Source organism: Bradyrhizobium sp. MI1.10, assembly GCF_055811035.1.
The window spans coordinates 196,399-214,273 of the sequence record NZ_JBVVPN010000006.1 but is presented as its reverse complement, the minus strand read 5'-3'; the positions used below and the strand labels follow the sequence as shown (position 1 = coordinate 214,273).

General features: G+C 64.5%; 20 protein-coding genes. 8 read left to right on the top strand and 12 right to left on the bottom strand.

Features of this window, described 5'->3' with window-relative positions; genetic code table 11:
• Positions 1-11: 11 nt before the first annotated feature.
• On the bottom strand, positions 12-575 hold the full coding sequence (locus AC0L3K_RS09250) for a TetR/AcrR family transcriptional regulator (RefSeq protein WP_007591783.1): 564 nt from the start codon (positions 573-575) through the stop codon (positions 12-14).
• Between the two features lie 102 nt (positions 576-677).
• On the opposite strand from AC0L3K_RS09250, the gene AC0L3K_RS09245 reads away from it, so the two are divergent.
• Complete coding sequence (locus tag AC0L3K_RS09245; RefSeq protein ID WP_219683895.1) at positions 678-1,049, top strand: nuclear transport factor 2 family protein; 372 nt, start codon at positions 678-680, stop codon at positions 1,047-1,049.
• 46 nt (positions 1,050-1,095) lie between these two features.
• Here the strand turns inward: AC0L3K_RS09245 and AC0L3K_RS09240 are convergent, their stop codons facing one another.
• Positions 1,096-2,058 (bottom strand): alpha/beta hydrolase, encoded by a 963-nt coding sequence (locus tag AC0L3K_RS09240; protein ID WP_219683896.1) that lies wholly within the window; start codon positions 2,056-2,058, stop codon positions 1,096-1,098.
• Positions 2,059-2,191: 133 nt separating this feature from the next.
• On the opposite strand from AC0L3K_RS09240, the gene AC0L3K_RS09235 reads away from it, so the two are divergent.
• Both AC0L3K_RS09235 and AC0L3K_RS09230 read left to right on the top strand, forming a co-directional pair.
• Positions 2,192-2,869: a nitroreductase gene (locus AC0L3K_RS09235; protein WP_219683897.1), complete on the top strand. Its 678-nt coding sequence runs from the start codon at positions 2,192-2,194 to the stop codon at positions 2,867-2,869.
• A 133-nt stretch (positions 2,870-3,002) separates the two neighbouring features.
• The gene (locus tag AC0L3K_RS09230) at positions 3,003-3,206 is read left to right on the top strand and encodes a hypothetical protein (RefSeq protein ID WP_007591770.1); all 204 of its coding nucleotides are present in this window, start codon (positions 3,003-3,005) and stop codon (positions 3,204-3,206) included.
• A 26-nt stretch (positions 3,207-3,232) separates the two neighbouring features.
• Here AC0L3K_RS09230 and AC0L3K_RS09225 read toward each other — a convergent pair whose 3' ends face one another.
• The 3 genes from AC0L3K_RS09225 to AC0L3K_RS09215 are packed head-to-tail and all read right to left on the bottom strand — an operon-like array spanning position 3,233 to position 5,826.
• Positions 3,233-4,354 carry an HD-GYP domain-containing protein gene (locus tag AC0L3K_RS09225; RefSeq protein ID WP_219683898.1) on the bottom strand — a complete coding sequence of 374 codons (1,122 nt, stop codon included), beginning with the start codon at positions 4,352-4,354 and terminating at the stop codon, positions 3,233-3,235.
• Between the two features lie 48 nt (positions 4,355-4,402).
• Positions 4,403-4,723 (bottom strand): PilZ domain-containing protein, encoded by a 321-nt coding sequence (locus AC0L3K_RS09220; protein ID WP_007591767.1) that lies wholly within the window; start codon positions 4,721-4,723, stop codon positions 4,403-4,405.
• Positions 4,720-5,826 carry a DUF2336 domain-containing protein gene (locus AC0L3K_RS09215; RefSeq protein ID WP_007591766.1) on the bottom strand — a complete coding sequence of 369 codons (1,107 nt, stop codon included), beginning with the start codon at positions 5,824-5,826 and terminating at the stop codon, positions 4,720-4,722. The genes AC0L3K_RS09220 and AC0L3K_RS09215 overlap by 4 nt, the downstream gene beginning before the upstream one ends.
• A 302-nt stretch (positions 5,827-6,128) precedes the next feature.
• On the opposite strand from AC0L3K_RS09215, the gene AC0L3K_RS09210 reads away from it, so the two are divergent.
• Positions 6,129-7,076: an AraC family transcriptional regulator gene (locus tag AC0L3K_RS09210; protein WP_219683899.1), complete on the top strand. Its 948-nt coding sequence runs from the start codon at positions 6,129-6,131 to the stop codon at positions 7,074-7,076.
• Between the two features lie 50 nt (positions 7,077-7,126).
• Positions 7,127-7,717, top strand: coding sequence for an NADPH-dependent FMN reductase (locus AC0L3K_RS09205; RefSeq protein ID WP_007591764.1), 591 nt, complete (start codon positions 7,127-7,129; stop codon positions 7,715-7,717).
• A 103-nt stretch (positions 7,718-7,820) separates the two neighbouring features.
• Here AC0L3K_RS09205 and AC0L3K_RS09200 read toward each other — a convergent pair whose 3' ends face one another.
• Both AC0L3K_RS09200 and AC0L3K_RS09195 read right to left on the bottom strand, forming a co-directional pair.
• Positions 7,821-9,902, bottom strand: a complete 2,082-nt coding sequence (locus AC0L3K_RS09200) for a methyl-accepting chemotaxis protein (RefSeq protein ID WP_473365786.1) — start codon at positions 9,900-9,902, stop codon at positions 7,821-7,823.
• 87 nt (positions 9,903-9,989) lie between these two features.
• On the bottom strand, positions 9,990-10,430 hold the full coding sequence (locus AC0L3K_RS09195) for a DUF1810 domain-containing protein (protein ID WP_473365785.1): 441 nt from the start codon (positions 10,428-10,430) through the stop codon (positions 9,990-9,992).
• Positions 10,431-10,652: 222 nt separating this feature from the next.
• On the opposite strand from AC0L3K_RS09195, the gene AC0L3K_RS09190 reads away from it, so the two are divergent.
• The 3 genes from AC0L3K_RS09190 to AC0L3K_RS09180 all read left to right on the top strand — a co-directional run bounded on the left by AC0L3K_RS09190 (position 10,653) and on the right by AC0L3K_RS09180 (position 13,202).
• The gene (locus tag AC0L3K_RS09190; protein WP_219683901.1) at positions 10,653-11,603 is read left to right on the top strand and encodes a DUF2778 domain-containing protein; all 951 of its coding nucleotides are present in this window, start codon (positions 10,653-10,655) and stop codon (positions 11,601-11,603) included.
• Positions 11,604-11,698: 95 nt separating this feature from the next.
• Positions 11,699-11,956, top strand: coding sequence for a hypothetical protein (locus tag AC0L3K_RS09185; protein ID WP_007609546.1), 258 nt, complete (start codon positions 11,699-11,701; stop codon positions 11,954-11,956).
• A 154-nt stretch (positions 11,957-12,110) separates the two neighbouring features.
• A complete protein-coding gene (locus tag AC0L3K_RS09180) occupies positions 12,111-13,202 on the top strand; it encodes a TRAP transporter substrate-binding protein (RefSeq protein ID WP_219683902.1) in 1,092 nt (363 codons plus the stop codon).
• Between the two features lie 122 nt (positions 13,203-13,324).
• Here the strand turns inward: AC0L3K_RS09180 and AC0L3K_RS09175 are convergent, their stop codons facing one another.
• From AC0L3K_RS09175 to AC0L3K_RS09155, 5 genes are read right to left on the bottom strand one after another with little or no spacing between them, the layout of a single operon-like run.
• On the bottom strand, positions 13,325-14,107 hold the full coding sequence (locus tag AC0L3K_RS09175) for an ABC transporter ATP-binding protein (RefSeq protein WP_219683903.1): 783 nt from the start codon (positions 14,105-14,107) through the stop codon (positions 13,325-13,327).
• A complete protein-coding gene (locus tag AC0L3K_RS09170; protein WP_219683904.1) occupies positions 14,095-15,150 on the bottom strand; it encodes a dihydrodipicolinate synthase family protein in 1,056 nt (351 codons plus the stop codon). The genes AC0L3K_RS09175 and AC0L3K_RS09170 overlap by 13 nt, the downstream gene beginning before the upstream one ends.
• 6 nt (positions 15,151-15,156) lie before the next feature.
• Positions 15,157-15,978, bottom strand: coding sequence for a GNAT family N-acetyltransferase (locus AC0L3K_RS09165; protein WP_007591748.1), 822 nt, complete (start codon positions 15,976-15,978; stop codon positions 15,157-15,159).
• Positions 15,965-17,002 (bottom strand): NAD-dependent epimerase/dehydratase family protein, encoded by a 1,038-nt coding sequence (locus tag AC0L3K_RS09160; RefSeq protein WP_473365784.1) that lies wholly within the window; start codon positions 17,000-17,002, stop codon positions 15,965-15,967. The genes AC0L3K_RS09165 and AC0L3K_RS09160 overlap by 14 nt, the downstream gene beginning before the upstream one ends.
• A gap of 31 nt (positions 17,003-17,033) precedes the next feature.
• Positions 17,034-17,804 (bottom strand): ABC transporter permease, encoded by a 771-nt coding sequence (locus AC0L3K_RS09155; RefSeq protein ID WP_035994923.1) that lies wholly within the window; start codon positions 17,802-17,804, stop codon positions 17,034-17,036.
• Positions 17,805-17,875: the final 71 nt, after the last annotated feature.

The window sequence follows — 17,875 nt, the reverse complement described above, 5'->3', positions numbered from 1 at the left end:
CTCTTCGCAGCTCAACTGCCGTCATCGATGCTTCTGACGAGCATGGTGACCTGAACGGCGATCAGCCGCCGCATCTCCTTGCCGTTCCTGGCGGTTTCGCGCAGTCCCCGCATGCCGAACACCAGGCATCGCGCCAGCACCTCCGGCTCGATCGCTATCCCGGCGGCCTTCACCTGATCGCGGATGAGGTCGGCGACCAGACACTGGAAGTTGTCGTAGACCTTCCGAACTGCGGGGAAACGGAGGTCGAACAGATCTGCCGAATCGGGATGCGCCTCGATCAGGTCGAAGCCATGCGATCCCCAGGATTTGCAGGCGTGGAGCAGCTTGGCGTGAAGGCCGTCGAGGCGCGCGATTGCGGCCCTGATCTCCCGATGCTTCTGCTCGTCCATTCGCTGGATCACCGCCGCGAACACGGCATCCTTGTCGGGGAAGAGCAAATAGAGCGCCGGCCGCGACATTCCCGCCTTGGCGGCGACGTCGCCCATCGTCGTGCGGGCATGGCCGTAGCGGGAGAACACCTCCGTTGCAGCCTCGACGGCAAGCGCCTCTTTCGAAATGCTGGAACGAGCCATGAGCCTCACAAGCGTTGGAATTGAACGTCGGGTCATATTGACAAGATATCAATAATTGTCAATTTGACGGAAGCGGCATGAGGCCACGAGAGGTTCTGCGAGATGAGCGATGAAGCGCGACTGAAGATCTGGAACACCTATCAGGCGGCGTGGGGACCCATCGATGACGACGAGCGGCGTCGGCTGCTTGAGCAAAGCGTGGCCGCGGACTGCGTGTATACCGATCCGGGCTCGCAGATTGAGGGACGCGACGCCTTGATGGCGCGCATCGGTCAAACCCAGCTCAAGTTTCCCGGCGCGCATTTCAGGAATGACAGCTTCCTCGAGCACCATGATCAGGGGCTTTTTCGCTGGACGATGTACGACGGCGCCGGTCGCGTGTTCGTCACGGGCGAGAGTTTTGGCCGCTTCGGCGACGATGGCCGCCTCGTTCAGGCGACGGGCTTCTTCGAGGTGCCCGCAGCCAAAGCCTGAGCGCTGGCCGGCGCGGCAGCCGATCCTGCCGCTCCGGGCGTCGCCCTCAGGCGCCGCGCGCGAGAAGCGCCTTGAAGTCCGCGCGTGCGCGCTGTGCTTCGGCTCGCGCCACTGCGGAGGCGTCGCCGAGGCCGAAATAGCCGTGGATCAGGCCGGGGCCTTCATGATGCTTCACCGGCACACCGGCGGCTTCCAGCGCGCGTGCATAGGCTGTGCCCTCGTCGCGGAGGGGATCGAACCAGGCGGTGGTCACGATCGCGGGCGCGACGCCGGCGAGCGAAGCCGCGCGCAGCGGTGATACGCGCCAGTCGGTCGCATGCAAGGGATCGGCGAGATAATGGCCGCAGAACCACTCCATCACGGCGCGTGAGAGGAAGTAGCCTTCGGCATTCTCGGCGCGCGAAGGGAAGTGTGCGTTCTCGCGCGCGTCCGCATAACTCCCGAGGACGTCGGTTACTGGGTAGACCAGGAGTTGTGCGGCGAGCTTGATGCCGGCGTCGCGGCAGGCGATCGCGGTGGTGGCGGCGAGATTGCCGCCGGCGCTGTCGCCGGCAACGCCGAGGCGTTTTGCATCGGCGCCAAATTCCGCGACGCGGCCAAACACGTCGCTGACCGCGGCAAAGGCGTCCTCGAACGCGCCGGGAAAGCGCGTTTCGGGCGGGCGACGGTAGTCGACGGAGACGACGACCGCGCCGGTCTCGATCGTAAGGTTGCGTGCCTGCCGGTCGTGAGTCTCGAGGTCGCCCGCGACCCAGCCGCCGCCATGGAAAAACACCACGGTCGGCGCCGGCGTGGTGCCGACCCGGTAGATACGTGCATCGAGCGGTCCGGCGCCGCCTTTCACCTTGATATCCGCGACGATGTCCACCGGCGGCGGCGCTATGGCCGCGCGTGAGGCAGCCAGTGCGCGCAAGGAATCGCGTGCGCTCTGTGGCGTCATCGTCTTGGCATCGCGCATCGGCAGCAGCGGAATGATCTGGGCGATGACGGGATCGAGCGGTGCGGCCATGTTGGGATCCTCACAGGGTTCTTGGTCTTGCTTGCGGGTTAGCATAGATATGGCGCGCCGCATCGGCAACGGCTCGCAGTTGCCATGCCAGGGTTTGCGATGCCATGGGATGAACGGGCAGGGAGGTCTTGAGGTGGAATTCGAAACGCTGGTCCAGTCGCGCCGCAGCGTGCGCGGCTTCAGGAACGAGCCGGTGCCGCGCGCGGTGATCGAGGCGATCATCGACAGTGCCAAACGTGCGCCGTCGTCGATGAACACCCAGCCTTGGCATGTCCACGTGCTCACAGGCGGGCCGCTGGAACAGCTGCGCCGACGCAACATGGAGGAAATGGTTGGCGGCGCCAAAGTCAAGCGCGACATCGTCAGCCATGGCGAATACCAGGGCGTGCACCGGACGCGGCAAGTCGACGTCGCCAAGAAACTGTTCGGCGCGATGGGGATCGCGCGCGACGACAAGCCGATGCGGCAGGACTGGGTGCTGCGCGGCTTCCGCCAGTTCGACGCGCCGGTCTCGCTGGTCTTGACCTATGACCGCGTGCTCGATCCCGGCGCGGTCTGCCATTTCGATCTGGGCGCGCTCTGCTACGGCATCGTGCTCGCGGCCTGGGACCGCGGTCTCGGTTCGGTGATTAACGGGCAGGGCATCATGCGTTCCGACATCGTGCGCGAGGTCGCGAACATTCCGGAGGACGAGGTGATCATGACCTGCGTCGCGATGGGCTATCCCGACGACAACTTTGCCGCGAACGCCGTTCGCTCCGATCGCGAGGGCAACGACGATTTCGTGCGTTACGTCGGATTCGCCGAGTAGCGCAGGCAGAGGAGATTATTCTCTCGCCGAATTTTTTTTGGTGCGGACCGCTTGGCGGCCTCTTGCATTCTCGATCGTGCGGGAGGAACAATGTGCGGACTGAAAGGTTTGATGCTGGCGCGAGGGAATTGACATGCGGCGGCTCGCTAGCCTGGTTCGACGGTTCTTCGGCCCGCGAGTGCGGCGTCCGATCGATGATGATCCAAGTCTTCCTTTCACCCCCGAAGAGTTCGGCCGGATGATCCGCAGCGGCCGGCACGAGGACATGAAGCTGCTGGCCGAAGGGCTGGCCTGCCGGACCGTTCCGCGCCGCACCAGACACCGCGCCGCGCACTAGGCTGGAGTCGAGACGGGTTGCTGCGCTCATCTCGTGAGTGCGACCTGTCTGAACGCGGTCAGCAGTGCCTTTTCCAGCTTTCCACTCATTCCGCAGAGAATGTTATAAGCCTCTGCCCGCGGCATCGTTGGCTTGTAGTGCCGGTGCTCGATCAGGGCAGCGTAGATGTCCGAGATCGTCAGGATGCGCACGATATCGCCGATGTTCCCGGCGCAGAGCGCATCCGGGTAGCCGCTGCCGTCGAGAAATTCGTGATGATGCCGCACGGCATCGAGGATCTCCGGCGAGATATTGTCGTGGTCTTTCAGAAAATCGTAGCCCGCCACCGGGTGCGTCTCGATCATGGCACGTTCCTCCGGATCGAGACGGCCGGGCTTGTCGAGGATGGCAAGCGGGATCCGGGCCTTGCCGATGTCGTGGAACATGGCCGCCGTGTATAGCCGCTCCAGATCTGACCTGCCGACGCCAAGGCTCAGGCCGAAATCGATGGCGACGCCGGTGACGAGGAGGCAATGCTGATAGGTCCCCTCGTGATGGCGCCGCACCGTCGTGAGCCATTCCGACAGGCCATGCTGGGTGATGCGATCGGCGATCTGGCGGCCGGCTTCCCTGGCGCCGCTGACGTCAATCGGCTGCCCCGATGTCACCGAGGCAAACATCGACGCGATGGCAATCGCCGCGGTCTCGACGGCGTTGTCCGGCTGCGGCGCGTGACCTGAGGAAGCAGGCGCCTCTTCGGCGGGATCAACCAGCGCTGCCAGCAGCTTGATCTTGTCGATCGTCCCGGGAAGGACGAGCGTGGCTCCGAGCGCGTAGGCCTGCGAGATACTCATGTGAGAGGAGTGCTCGACCAGGAAGATGCGCTTGGTTGCCTTCGCGAGCTTTACGCCTCGTTTCTTGATGGCCGCAATGGTGTGGACATCATGCAATTCCGCACGGATGACGATCGCGAACGGCACCTGGGACAGCTTGGCTTCCGCGTCGAGCCGTTCGCCTGCGACGGCAAACTGCTGCTCGAGCATCGAACAGACGCTCGACAATTTGTCTGAAGAATCAGCCAGCACATGCACGAACGGGCGTGCCGCTTCCTTCTCTCGGATGCCGCCGTCGCCCTTGACGCGGCGGGATATAATTCGCGCGTTCTGCACGGTTGACCTGAATTATGCTGAGTGGATGGGCTGATGAATCCTTGGGGCCTATTTGCTCTGAGCGGCAGTCTGCGCGGCGGCTGCCGGTTTCCTCTTGCCGTCTGCGGTGACGAAGTGCACGCCGGCGGTGGTGCCGTCGATCCAGACCAATTCGCAGCGCCGGTAGGCGAGCCCCGTCGACGACAGCAGCAGGAAGAATTCCTTGGCCCGCAGAACGTCGAGCGTGCCCTCGACTTCGATCTTCGCACCGCTTTGCGATATGTCGAGCAGAACGCAGCTGCGCCGCCACGTGCCGTCCGAGCCCATCAGATTGACCGGCTGCTTGTGATCCATTTTCACGCGCTGCGCTTTGCGACCGTCGAACTTCATCGGCTAACCCCCATCTTCGCGCCGCGATTTGCCGGATCGCTCGTGTTGGCGCTTGCCGCTATTTCCCCCCATCGCACTGTCCATTGGCTGGTGGACAGAAGCAGCGTCTCGAAGATCCGTTGCGCGCGCTCGCGCCCGGCATAGGAGAGCCTTTTCCCGCTGCGGTTGCTCAGGATGGTAAGGGTGGTCTGCCAGTTCAGCCGCGAGGCCCGGCACGCCATGACCAGCCCCTCGCAATCGTCGTCGCTCACGACACGCTCGATGATTTCGAGCGGCGCCCCTGAAAGCACCGACAGCGCCGTGAATAGGTTGGCCGTCTCGCCGCGGATCGCAAAACGGTTCACCGTGGAATCGTTGAGCTTGCCGATGCGGTTGAGGACGACAATCTCCGGCCTCGCGCTGGCGTAGTCGGCCCTGCAAGGCCGCTTTGGCGGAGCCGGCTCCGTTTCCGGCACCGGCGACGCGGCGAGCGGGTTGGGCGTGGCCGGCGCCTTCCGGGCTGGTGGGGCGGAGAGCAGCTTGCGCACGACCAGGTCGGGCGTGCCGGGCCGGAGCACCAGCGCCTTCGCGATCTCGCCGTCCTGGTCGGCCATGGCAATCAGCGCTGCATAGGCTGCGTCGGAGAATTTCGTTCCCGGGTTCTTGATCAGGGCAAGGCAGATCGGGCCGCCGTGCTTGATCAACGCTTCGGTCACGGTCGGCGCGATGTCGCTGCGGGCGGCGATCGCGCGTCGATGCCACTCGCCACGGGAGTCAATGACAGCCTCGAGATCTGCCGCGGAAAGTGCGCGCGACTTGAGCAACACAGGACATGCCACGTCCGGATTATCGTGCGAGGCGAGACGCCACAATGTTTCGGGAGGCGCGATGTCAAGCTCGGCGAGCGCCATGCTGAGCTGAACCAGTGCGCTGGTCTCGACCCGTTCCGTCAATCGCAGCAGAACACCGTCGACCACGTTGACGAGCAATTCCCGGCACTGGCCGCGGCTACCAGTGAGCAACTGCACCATGCCGGAGAGAATGCGTGCGCAACGCTCCGCCGGGCACGTTGCGACCGTCTCTTCCAATTCAGCGAGAATATCAGCAGGCGAATTTGCCATCATGGCAGGGGCCTGACCTAAAATTAATTTGGACTATCGAACTGCTTCTATTCCGCTCGACAAACGTTAATTTGAAATTTTGATTTTGCTCGTCTAGGTATATGTGCACCGCTGGCCACACGGGAAACGCTATCGAAAATTGGCGAGATTTGATGCGCCGGCTTGTCCTTGGACTTCGACGCTCGCCAACTGGTCAACATAGTTCGAAGTGATTCTTTCAGACTTAAGGGACACCGGAACGGGGAAGTTGGGCCGGCATCGTCGCCGGACGCGCGTGTGTTGCGACGCGAAGTTTCACATTTGCCATGAACAGAACTGATGATGCGCCGACGCTAGCGCCGAAGGTGTTTCGTTTCACCGACGTCGATGAATTTCGAAGTGCCATACGAGGCCTGAACTTCGAGTTCACGCCTTTCGTACGGAGGATTTCGGCCGAGCAGACCATTCTGTCGCTGCCCGGCTGCGACGTGAATTTGACGCGGGCATTTCCGCGGGTCGTCGACGCACAGCTCGTCGAGAATTGTACCGCGATCGGATTCACGATGGACGATTTGGACGTGCCGGTTCGATTCAACGGCACGCAGCGCACACGACCCGTCATCGTCATCGGCAGCGGCGGCGCAACCTACACCACCATCGAGGAAGTGCCGCGGCAAATCGGCTCGGTGGTGTTCAGGCCGGAGGTGACGGATCGCGGCTGGCCACAAGCAGCCCTCTGCTTCAACATCTTCGAAACGACCGCCGCGGGCTTGAACCGGCTCCGCGGTGTGGTTCGGGAGGTGCTGGCAGCCGCTTCGGAGCCGGTCGATGCGCCCGACGTGCCGCTGAAGGCGGCCGCCATGAAGGAGACCCTGCTGGGGACTGTGGACGCAATTTTCCAAAGTATGGGTCCCGCGCGATGGACCCTGCGCCCCAATGACGAGCGCAACTTCAAGGTCTTTCAGGACATCCGCGCGCTGCTTTCCGACGACCTCTCCCAGCCCATCTACAGCGACGAGATCGCGCGCAAGCTCGGCTTGTCCGTTCGCACCATGCACGACGTCGTCCGCCGCTATCGCGGCATGAGCCTGCACCGCTATCTACGTCTGCGGCGGCTGTGGCTGGTGCGTCAGCGGTTGCTCGCCGGTGCCGACAGCGTCAAGGCCGTCGCGCTGGCGTTCGGCTTCTGGCATCTCGGCGACTTCTCCAGAAGCTATCGTGACAGGTTCGGCGAGACACCGTCGCAAACTCTCGAGCACGGACGGCGAACCTAGCGCGTCAAAACGTTGAGGCCGGCCTGCTGATCCGTGCTATACTACCGGCCATGAGCAATCGCATCCTCGTCCTCTACGGTTCCTACCGTTCCGACCGCATGGGCATACGCCTTGCGAATTTCGTCATCGATCGCCTGCGCGGTCGCGGCGACGACGTCGTGTTCATCGACGCCAAGGCGATCGGCCTGCCGATGCTCGATCGTATGTACAAGGAATATCCCAAGGGCTCCGCACCTGAGGCGCTGGAGAAGCTGGCCGGAGAGATCCGCGGCGCCGATGGCTTTGTCTTCGTCACCGGCGAGTACAATTGGGGCATCCAGCCGGGCCTGAAAAATCTCACCGACCACTTTCTCGAGGAGTGGTTCTGGCGTCCGGCCGCGATCGTGAGCTACTCGGCCGGCCGCCTGTCCGGCGCGCGTGCCTCGACCGCCTGGCACGGCACGCTGTCGGAGATGGGTATGGTGGTGGTGTCGAGCACCATCGGCGTCGGCCCGATCGCACAGACGCTGTCGGAGGCGGGCGAACCGATCGGCGAAGGCGGCAAGGCGTTGGAACGCTCGTTCCCGCGCTTCGCCGACGATCTCGCGTGGTGGATCGAGGCCGCCAAGGCGCAGCGGGCGCGCAAGGCGCCGCCTTATTGATGTCCCGTAGCCCTGATGGAGCGCAGCGCAATCCGGTGCCGTCGGTGTTTGCGGCACGATTCCCGGATTACGCTTCGCTCCATCCGGGCTACGAATTTGGTTGCTACGCCGACCTGACCTCGCCGAGGAAGCGGTCGAACTGTCCGGCGAGATCGCGCGACTGGGTCGAGAGCTGCTCGGCTGCGCCCAGCACCTCTCTTGCGGCCGTGCCGGTATCGTCGGCGGCGCGCTGCACGCCTGAAATGTTGGTGTTGACCTCCTGGGTGCCGCGCGCGGCCTCCTGGACGCTGCGGGCGATCTCCTTGGTCGCCGAGCCCTGTTCCTCGATCGCGGCCGCAATCGCGGTGCCGATCTGGTCGATTTCGCCGATGACGTCAGCGACGTTGCGGATCGCGGTGACGGTCTCGTCGCTCGCGGCCTGGATCGCCGAAATCTGCTCGGAGATTTCGGTGGTGGCCTTGGCGGTCTGGCCCGCGGGCGATTTCACCTCGGCAGCAACCACCGCAAAGCCGCGGCCGGCGTCGCCGGCGCGGGCAGCCTCGATGGTCGCGTTGAGCGCCAGCAAGTTGGTCTGCTCGGCGATGCTCTGGATCAGCGTGACGACGTCGCCGATCTTCTGCGCGCCCTCGGCCAGCGCACGGGCGGTGTCGCCGGTGCGGCGGGCGTTGTCGACGGCGCGGGCGGCGATCTCGGTGGATTGGGCCACTTGACGGCCGATCTCCGAGATCGAAGAGGTCAGCTCTTCGGTGGCGCTCGCGACGGTCTGCACGTTGCTCGATGTCTGCTGTGAGGCGGCGGCGACGACCGCGGCCTGGCTGTTGGTCTGGGCCGCCGTCGAGGTCATCGACTGCGCCGTGCTTTCCATGGTGGAGGACGCGCGCGACAGGCCGCCGACGAGCTCGGTGACCTTGGCTTCGAACGCGCGGGTGATCCCGTCGAGCGCCTGTGCGCGGCGCATCTTGCCGTCGTTTTCGGCCTGCTTCTCCGCCGCAAGGCTGTCAGCCCGGATCATGTTGTCCTTGAAGACCCGGACGGCCGCAGCCATCGCGCCGATTTCATCGGAACGTTCGGCGCCGGGAATCTCTTCCGCGACCTCGCCATCGGCAAGCCGCGACATCCGCGTTGTCAGATTGACGATCGGGGCGCAGACGCGGCGGCGGACCGTGACGATGAGGCCGGCGCTGGCGATCAGCACGGCGAGAAGGCCCGCGAGAGCGATGGTGAAGCTGGTGTGGGCCGCAGTGGAGGCACCGGCGAGAATGTGCTCGGCGTTGTCGTAGAAGGCGTCGCGGACCTCGATGATGGTGCCGAGGCCGCGCTGCGTGGCGGTGTAATAGGTGTCCATGTCGTGTTCGTACTTGCCGCTGACCGCACCCTCCTTCACCAGCTTGAGCTCGCGGCCGAACTCTTCGATGTAGATCGCGTTGAATTTCTCCAGTGCGGCGGCGATGTTCGCCGGCGTTGCGGGATTGCCGCGCAGCTCCAGCAGCGACATCACGATCTGATCGTTGCGGCCCTGCGAGCGGCTGATCTCGGCCTTCTCGGTATCGGTCGCTGGTTTCTTGCCCCCGACGAGGTTCTTGTGCAGGCTGGAGTTGAAGCCGCCGACGTCGCGCAACGTCATCGCGATGTTGGCGTAGCTGGCCTGCCGGTAGGCGTCGCCGTTGAGGATCGCCATGCGGCGGACCTGCTCGTTGAGCAGCGCAGTCACGCTGGCGTTGAGCACGGCGTTGTCGGCGACGATCTTCTTGGCGGCGTCCTTGCGCGCCTCAGGCGGGCCCGACATCGCCTTGTCGATGGCCTCGCGCAGCGACGTGAATTTCGAATTGATGGCGTCGATGTTGCCGCCGGTGGTGTTGCCGTCGTCGAACGGGCCCGGCAGGTCCTTGCGCAGCGCGTTCATCCTGTCGCGGGCGGCATCGGTCTGCTTGCGCAGCTTGTCCTGTTCGGCCAGCAGCGCCGGGTCGACGGCGGGAGGGCCATAGAGGATGTTGGTGGAAAAGCCGCGCTCGGGATTGAGGTAGCGCGGGATGTCGCTAACGGCGCGGACGGTCGCCAGCCGCCCCTGGGCTTCGGTGATTCGCTCCATCGTCTGGTATTTCGTTACGGCGACGTAGACGGCGAGGCCGCCGCCCACGGTCGAGAGCGAGACGATCGCGGTGGTCAGGAGCGTACCGATTTTCATGAGTCTGTCCGGCAACTGGCGCGGGAAATAATTTGCACGGACAATAGGCAGGCGATGTTAATCCCGGGTTTACGCTGGTGGCCGCGGTCACTTGGGCTGTCGGTCGAGGACCGCGAGGATATCGAGCGTTGCCTGATCGCGCTTGCCCGAAAAATACCGGGCGAGCGCCTGGTCGAAAACGGGTTCGTCGGACACCGCCTCGAACAGCGTCATCGACGAGCGGAATTTGGCATCATCGGGCGCGCCGAGGATCGCGTTGATGGTCCGGCCTTCGACGGCAAGCACGAGGCGGGTGCATTCGATCAGGCGCGGACCGAGGATGGGGTGGGCGAGATAGGCCTTGGCCTCCGCGCGGGAGGCGATGGCGTAGCGCTGCGACATGGCGCTGAAGCCGAGGCCGGCGACCTGCGGGAAGACGAACCACATCCAGTGGCTCTGCTTTCGGCCCCGGGTCAGCTCCCCCTGAACGTCGCCATAGACCGGGTCCTGGGCCCGGACAAAGCGTTCTAGATCGAACGGATCGGTCATAAGATACCTTGGGATACCCCGGAATGGCTTGCCGGAGCCTTGCCAGACGCCTGCCGGCCCCGATTATGCCTAACTTTTGGCTCCCAATGTGGTAGCTGGTATAGAGTCTCCGGGTGGGGGTGGGTCCCCCCGGGGGTCGATTTTGGGGAGCTGATGGTTTCCGACCGGGCACAAGCCGAGAGGCTATTGTCGCGCCGCCGTATTGGGCGAGCCGAGACGATATTGCTGTCTCTGGCCGCCGTCGCGCTGGCACTAGGCGCTGCCGCCTGGGTCGCGGATATCGGCGCTCCGGCCTCGCTGGTCACCGCCGCACTGCCGCCGGCCAATGCGCCTTCGTTCGATGATCGTTTCGCTTCGGCGTCCGGCAATCCGCCCGCCCGCGAGCTTGGGCTGCGGACGCTGGAGCGCTCCGCGGTGAGTGCAGTCCAGCTCAAATTGCGCGACGCCAAGGCGATGCTCGCCCAGAAGCTCCAGGGCGATGACTGGCGCTCCACTCTGACCGACGACGACCGGCATATGTCCGAGGAGACGAGACAATCGCAGCGTGCTGACGCCATCCCGATGCCGCGCTCGCGCCCGCCCCAGGCCGACATCTCCGCCCAGATCGCCTCGAGCCAGGCTTATGCGGAGACCAACCCCCGGGTCGACAACCGCAACTTCTTCGAAAAATTCACCGACAAGATCAGGCTGGCCTCGCTGACGCCCGACAGCGGCCTGTTCGGCAAGGCGCCGGATCTCGCCGCGCTCGGTTACGATTCGCGCACCGCGGTCTACGACATCTCGGCCAAGGCGCTTTACCTGCCGAGCGGCCTCGCGCTGGAAGCGCATTCAGGCATGGGCGCGCTGATGGACGACCCGGAGCACGTCGACCAGCGCATGGTTGGCGCGACCCCGCCCGCGACCTACGACCTGAAGCCCCGCGAAAAACTGTTTCACGGCGTCCGCGCGCTGCGCTTGACCCCCACCGAGGGCACCAGCGCGCTCGGCCGCGTCGGCCTGCTCACCCACAATTACATGCTCGGGCCCCGTGGCGACTCCAACGGCTGCGTGTCGATCAAGGACTACGATCGTTTTATGAAGGCCTATGACAACGGTGAGTTCAACCGTCTGGTCGTGGTGCCGAAGTTGAGCCCATCGGCGACCGCCTCGCAGCGCGCGAGCACCGAGTCCTGATATCTGCTCCTGATATTTGCCTGCCACGGCGGGGCTGCCGTTTTCCCTTCGTTAAGCCGTCATCGTGCAGAAGCAGCCCATGAGTGATCCGCAAAGTGAGTGATCCGCAAAGTTCCGAGACCCCGCTGCGCACGACGTTCAAGATCAAGCTGAACGGCGACACGCTGGCGATTGCGACCGTCGGCCAGGCCTATCAATTCCTCACCAATTTCAAATCGGTCGAGTGGATGGAATTCCGCTCCTTGCATGAAGATGCGGTCGCAGCGCTCGAAGGCGCCGCCGAGAACGCCATGCTCGTGGTGCAGGCGACCAACGCCGTGCGCGCGCTGTTCGTGAGCGCCAAGCTGCTCTGAGAGTGACGCGGTAGATATTTGGGGGATCCCGGGATTGCGCTGCGCTCCATCCGGGCTACCGCTCACAACTTGAACTCCGCTATAGGAACGGCAATAGCTCGCGAAGATCGCGCTCAAGCCGAGACGTTGAAACATAGTTCAGGGAGAGACCATCATGAAACGCCGTACGTTCCTCAAGGGCGGCGCCATGGCCGGCGCGACGACGCTGGTTGCCGCACCTGCGATCGCGCAAGGCGCGCCCGAGATCAAATGGCGCCTGACCTCCAGCTTCCCGAAGTCGCTGGACACCATCTACGGCACTGCGCAGACCTTTGCGAAATATGTTGCCGAGGCCACCGACAACAAATTCCAGATCCAGACCTTTGCGGCCGGCGAGCTCGTCCCGGGCCTGCAGGCGCTCGATGCCGTCAGCACAGCCTCTGTCGACATGGCGCAGACCCCGCTCTATTTCTACATCGGCAAGGAGCCGGCGCTGGCCTATGCGACCGGCGCGCCGTTCGGCATGAACCATCGCCATCAGGAATCCTGGTGGCACTTCGGCGGCGGCGCCGACCTCACCAACGAGGCGCTGAAGCCGTTCAAGGCGCATGCGATCCTCTGCGGCAATTCCGGCACCCAGATGGGCGGCTGGTTCCGCAAGGAGATCAAGACCGTCGACGATCTCAAGGGCCTGAAATTCCGCATCGCCGGCATGGGCGGCCATGTGCTGGCGCGGCTCGGCGTGGTCCCGCAACAGATCGCGGGCGGCGACATCTATCCGGCGCTGGAGAAGGGCACGATCGATGCGGTCGAATTCGTCGGCCCCTATGACGACGAAAAGCTCGGCTTCCAGAAGGTCGCAAAATACTACTACTTCCCGGGCTGGTGGGAGGGCGGCGCCATGTTGCACATGATCGTCAACGACGAAAAGTGGGCGTCGCTGCCGAAGCAGTACCAGGCGATCGTCAACCAGGCCGCGTCGGCCGCGGGCGCCTGGATGCTCGAGAAATACGACAGCGTGAATCCGGCGGCGCTGAAGCGGCTGATCGCCAATGGCGCGGAGCTGAAGGCGTTTCCGCAGCCGGTGCTGGAGGCCTGCTACGCCGCGACCCAGGAGCATCTGAACGAGCTCGCCACCAAGAGCGACCTGTTCAAGCGCACCAAGGAAAGCCACGACGCCTATATGAAGGAGCTGCTGTTCTACACGCAGATCGCGGAGAATTTTTACGATAATTATCTGCTCGGCAAGATGCGCAACAAGACCTGATCGCGCAAACTCCCGTAGGGTGGGCAAAGGCGCACTTGCGCCGTGCCCACCACTGCTTGCATGACTCGCCATGGTGGGCACGCTTCGCTTTGCCCACCCTACAGCATCTATCGTGCGGTGAATTAAGCCGCGCCCAAACCCAGCTTCTCGTAAATGCGCCGTGCATAGGCGCCGAACGCGTCCGTGGTCTTGAGCGGAAGATCACGCGGGAAGGGCAGGTCGATCGGAAAATAATCGGCCATCTTCGCCGGGCCGGCGGTCAGCACGGCGCAGTGCGAGGACAGGAACACGGCTTCCTGAATCGAGTGCGTGATGAAGATGATGGTCTTGCCGCTCTCGCGCCAGATCCGCAGCATCTCCAGGTTCATCTGCTCGCGCGTCAAGGCGTCGAGCGCGCCGAACGGCTCGTCCATCAGGATCAGTTTCGGGTCGTGAATGAAGGCGCGCGCGATCGCGGTACGCTGCTGCATGCCGCCGGACAGCTCTCGCGGATATTTCTGCTCGTAGCCGGCAAGACCCACCAGATTGAGCAGATCGCGCGCCCGCTCGCGCGCGGCCCTCATGGGAAGGCCGACGATCTCCGCCGGCAGCAACACATTGTCCAGGATCGTCCGCCATTTCAGCAGCAGCGCCTGCTGGAATACCATGCCGATGTCGCGGGTCGGATCGAACGGGCTTTTGGCATTGCCGATCTTCACCGTGCCGCCGTCGGCGCCGTGCAGGCCGGCCAAGATCTTCATCACTGTGGTCTTGCCGCAGCCGGACGGGCCGACCAGCGAGACAAGCTCACCCTCCTGCACGTCCATGGTGACGTCGGACACCGCCAGGAATTCGGCGCCGCCGCTACGATAGACCTTGCGGACGCCTTGCAGGCTGATGAAGGGGTTTGAGCTCATGCCAGCCATTTATTCAAGTTTGCGGCCACGAAGGCGTCGTCGCTGAGATCTGAATGCTCGCGAGCGACGCGGTCGATCTCGTCCTTCTGGCCGGGGCTCAGGCCCTCGTTAGGATCGAGGCACCACAGGCCCTGCATCAGGCCCTGCCGTCGCAGCACCTCATGGCAGCCGGCGATGCAGCCGTGAAAATCGTTGGCGACGTCGAAGAAGGCGCTGTTGCAATCGGTGACGCGGGCATCGAGCGCGAGCAGTTCGGCCGGGACGCTGTCCTTGTGCCGTGCCGCTTTGCAGCGCTCGAATTGCTTGATCGCGCTCGCCGTCCAGACCGACCAATGGCCGAGCAGACCCCCCTTGAAGTAGGTCCGCGTGGTGATGCCGTTGTCGCGGAGGTCGAACGGCAGCATCAAATCGAGCAGGATGTGGTCGTCATTGCCGGTATAGAGCGCAACGCGGTCGAGCGCGCCAGCCGCCGCGACGCCGCGCAGAACATCAAGGGTCCTGTAGCGGTTGAACGGCGCGATCTTGATCGCGATGACATTGTCGATCGCGGCAAAGCGCTGCCAGAACCGGCTCGACAGGACCACGCCGCCGACGGCCGGCTGGAGATAGAAGCCGACCAGCGGAATCTCGGCCGCGACCGCTGTGCAATGCGCGATGATCTCGTCTTCGGACGCGCTCTTCATCGCAGCGAGACTGAGGAGCCCTGCGTGGTAGCCGATGTCGCGCGCGGTGCGGGCTTCAGCGGTGGCCTGCTGGGTCGGGCCGGCAAGGCCCGCGACCAGCGCCAGCGGACGCTTGGTCCAGTTCGCCGCGGTCTCGGCGGCGAGCTCGAGCACGGGACGATAGAGGCCGACATTGCGGATCGCGAACTGCGTGGTGTGCACGCCGACAGCAAGGCCGCCGGAGCCGGCGTCGATGTAATAGCGCGTCAGCGCGCGCTGATGCGTTTTGTCGAGCTGGCGTTCGGCGGTGAGCGCGAGGGGATGCGCTGGCAGCACGGTGCCGTCGGCGATCAGCTTGCGGATATCGCTGTTGATCTGACTGTGGTGCATGATGTCCTATCCGAATTCAGGGCCGGCGACGGCGAATGGCATGTCCTCACCCGCGGCTGTGGCGGGGCCGAACCGCATGCGCTGGAACGGCCGTTCGATGCTCCAGCCCGACGCGGTCAATCCGTCAGGGAACGCGGCTTGCGACGCGACGGCGTCGAGCAGCAGCGGCCCGGTTTCCGATCGTGCGATGGCATCCACCAGGGTCAGCGCTGCTGCCGTGTTGTCGGCAAATAGCGGGCCGATATGGCGCGCGGTGCGTCCGTCGCGAACCAGCGCGATGGCTCCGTTCGCGGAGACGATGCGTGAGCCGGGACGCCGAGCGAAGTTGGAGAGCAGGGCGGTTCGATCGAAACCAGTGGCGCGCCGGTCACGCATGCGGAGCGCGTCGAGCGTCGCGGATGAAGGTGCCTGCCCGGACGTTGACGCGGGTTTCACCAGTTTGAGGCGGCGCAATTGCAGGGTCGGCGTGAACCCGAGCGGCCCATAGACGGCAGCACCATCCGGCGTTGCGTCGAGCCAGCTCGTCAGGCCGTTCCTGCGGGCGGTTTCCAGGCAGGCATCGACGAGGCGCGTTGCAAGGCCGCGGCGGCGATGGGTGCCTGATACCAGCACCATGCTGATCCAGGCATTTTTGCTGGAGTAGGGCAGCAGGGCCGCGGTTGCCACCAGCCGTCTGCCGTCACGGATGCCGAACACGATTCCATCGTGCAGGAAGATGCGCCAGTCCTCCTCGGTCTGGTTCCAGCGTGCTTCCGTCGACAGCACGAGCCCGGCGATCGCATCGTCGACGCCGAGCTTGATGATGGCCGGCTCGTCAGTAGCGTCCATCGCGCACCTCGTATTTGGTGGGCTTGCCGAGGCTCGGCATGGCGCGGGACACCCAATCCGCGGTCCAGGCGATCAGCTGCTCGGTGTCGACGACCGGCAGGCCGAACAGCTCGACGGCCTTGGACGTGTCCGTCAGCCACGCCGTCGGCTGTTCGTTTCCTGTCAGCACCGGCGCGCGGCCGAACCTGGCGCCGAATCGTGCTGCGAGGTCGCGTACCGCCAAGATCTCGTGGCCGCTGACATTGATCGGCGAGGTCGGCGTCGTGCAATGCGCGAGACAGCGCAGCGCCTGGGACGAGGCATCGCCCTGCCAGATGAAATTGACATGACCGATGCTGACGTCGATCGGCGTGCCCGTGAGCACCTTCGATGCGATGTCGTGGAGCACGCCATAGCGCATGTCGATCGCGTAATTGAGGCGGAACAGCCGCCCGGGCGTTCCGAATTTGCGCGAAAAAAACTCGAACATGCGCTCGCGGCCGACGCAGGATTGGGCGTATTCGCCGGGCGGGTTCGGCGCCATGTCCTCGCGCGAGCCTTTGCCGTCGACGGGGACGAAGGGATAGATGCAGCCGGTCGAGAACGCCACGATCCGCGACGAGGGGAAGGCCTGCGCGACCAGCGCCGGCACGTGCGCATTCATCGCCCAGGTCAGCGACAGATCGCCCTCCGCGCCGAATTTGCGGCCGGCCATGAAGACGATATTGGGCGCCTTCGGCAGCGTCTGAATCGCGGTCTCGTCCATCAGGTCGCAATTGATGGTCTCGACGCCACGCCCGTGCAGCCAGTCCTTGACGCCGGCGTCGCTGAAGCGGGCGACGCCAATGACGCGGCGATCGGGCGCTGCGGCTTTGGCAAGCCCCGCCAGCGTCGGCCCCATCTTGCCGGCGACGCCAAGGATCATGATGTCGCCCTCGACCCTGGCGAGGTCGTCGATCAATGCCTGGGTCGGCCGGCACAGGAGATCGTCGAGCGCAGCGATATCAGGGATGGTCTTCGGCAGTGTCCGGCGGGTCAGGAGCATGGTTGTGGTCCCTGGTCTTGGCTTTGACGTTTCAGGTCGGTGTTGCGTCACCGACCACGAATATGCGTTCGAGGGCGAGCACGAAGCCGTAAAGCGCGACGCCGAGCAGCGTCAGCAGCACGACGGCCATCACCATCGCGGGCGTGTCGAGCGATGACTGCACCTGGATCATGAGGTAGCCGAGCCCGCGCTCGGAGGCGATGAACTCGCCGACGATGGCGCCGGCGACCGCGAGGATGGCGCCGACTTTCATGCCGGAGAAGATGTAAGGCAGCGATCCCGGCAGCTGGATCTTGCGGAACAGCGTCCAGCGCGAGCCGCGCAGCGATTTGACCAGGTCGAGCAGATCCGGCTCGACCTCGCGCAAGCCCCGCGCGGTGGTGAGCAGGATCGGGAAGAAGCAGATGCTGAAGGCGATCAGGATGTTCGGCACGATGCCGTAGGAGAACCAGACGATGAGGAGCGGGCCGAGCGCGACCTTCGGGATCATGTTCAGCGTCACGAACAGCGGCAGCAGCACGAGGCTGATCAGCGGCGCCCAGCTGAAGATGACGGCCAGCGCCACGCCGACGAATGCGCCGAGCGCAAAGCCGCCGAGGATCTCGATTGCCGTCACCAGCGTATTGGCGCCCCAGGCGTAGCTCGCGGTTCCCAGCGTCTGGATTGTCGCGAGCGGCGAGGGCAGGATGAACTTCGGCACGTGGAAGGCATCGACCAGGACCTGCCAGAGCACGAGCACGGCAAGGTGCACGATCAGGACGATCGCAAAGCTGCGCGTATTGCGGGCGCCGTCTCCTGCCACCAGTTGCTCCCTGTTGCCAGCGGCCACCTTGCCGCTGGTCGCGAGCCTAACCGTCCCTGAGGGAAGTTTCA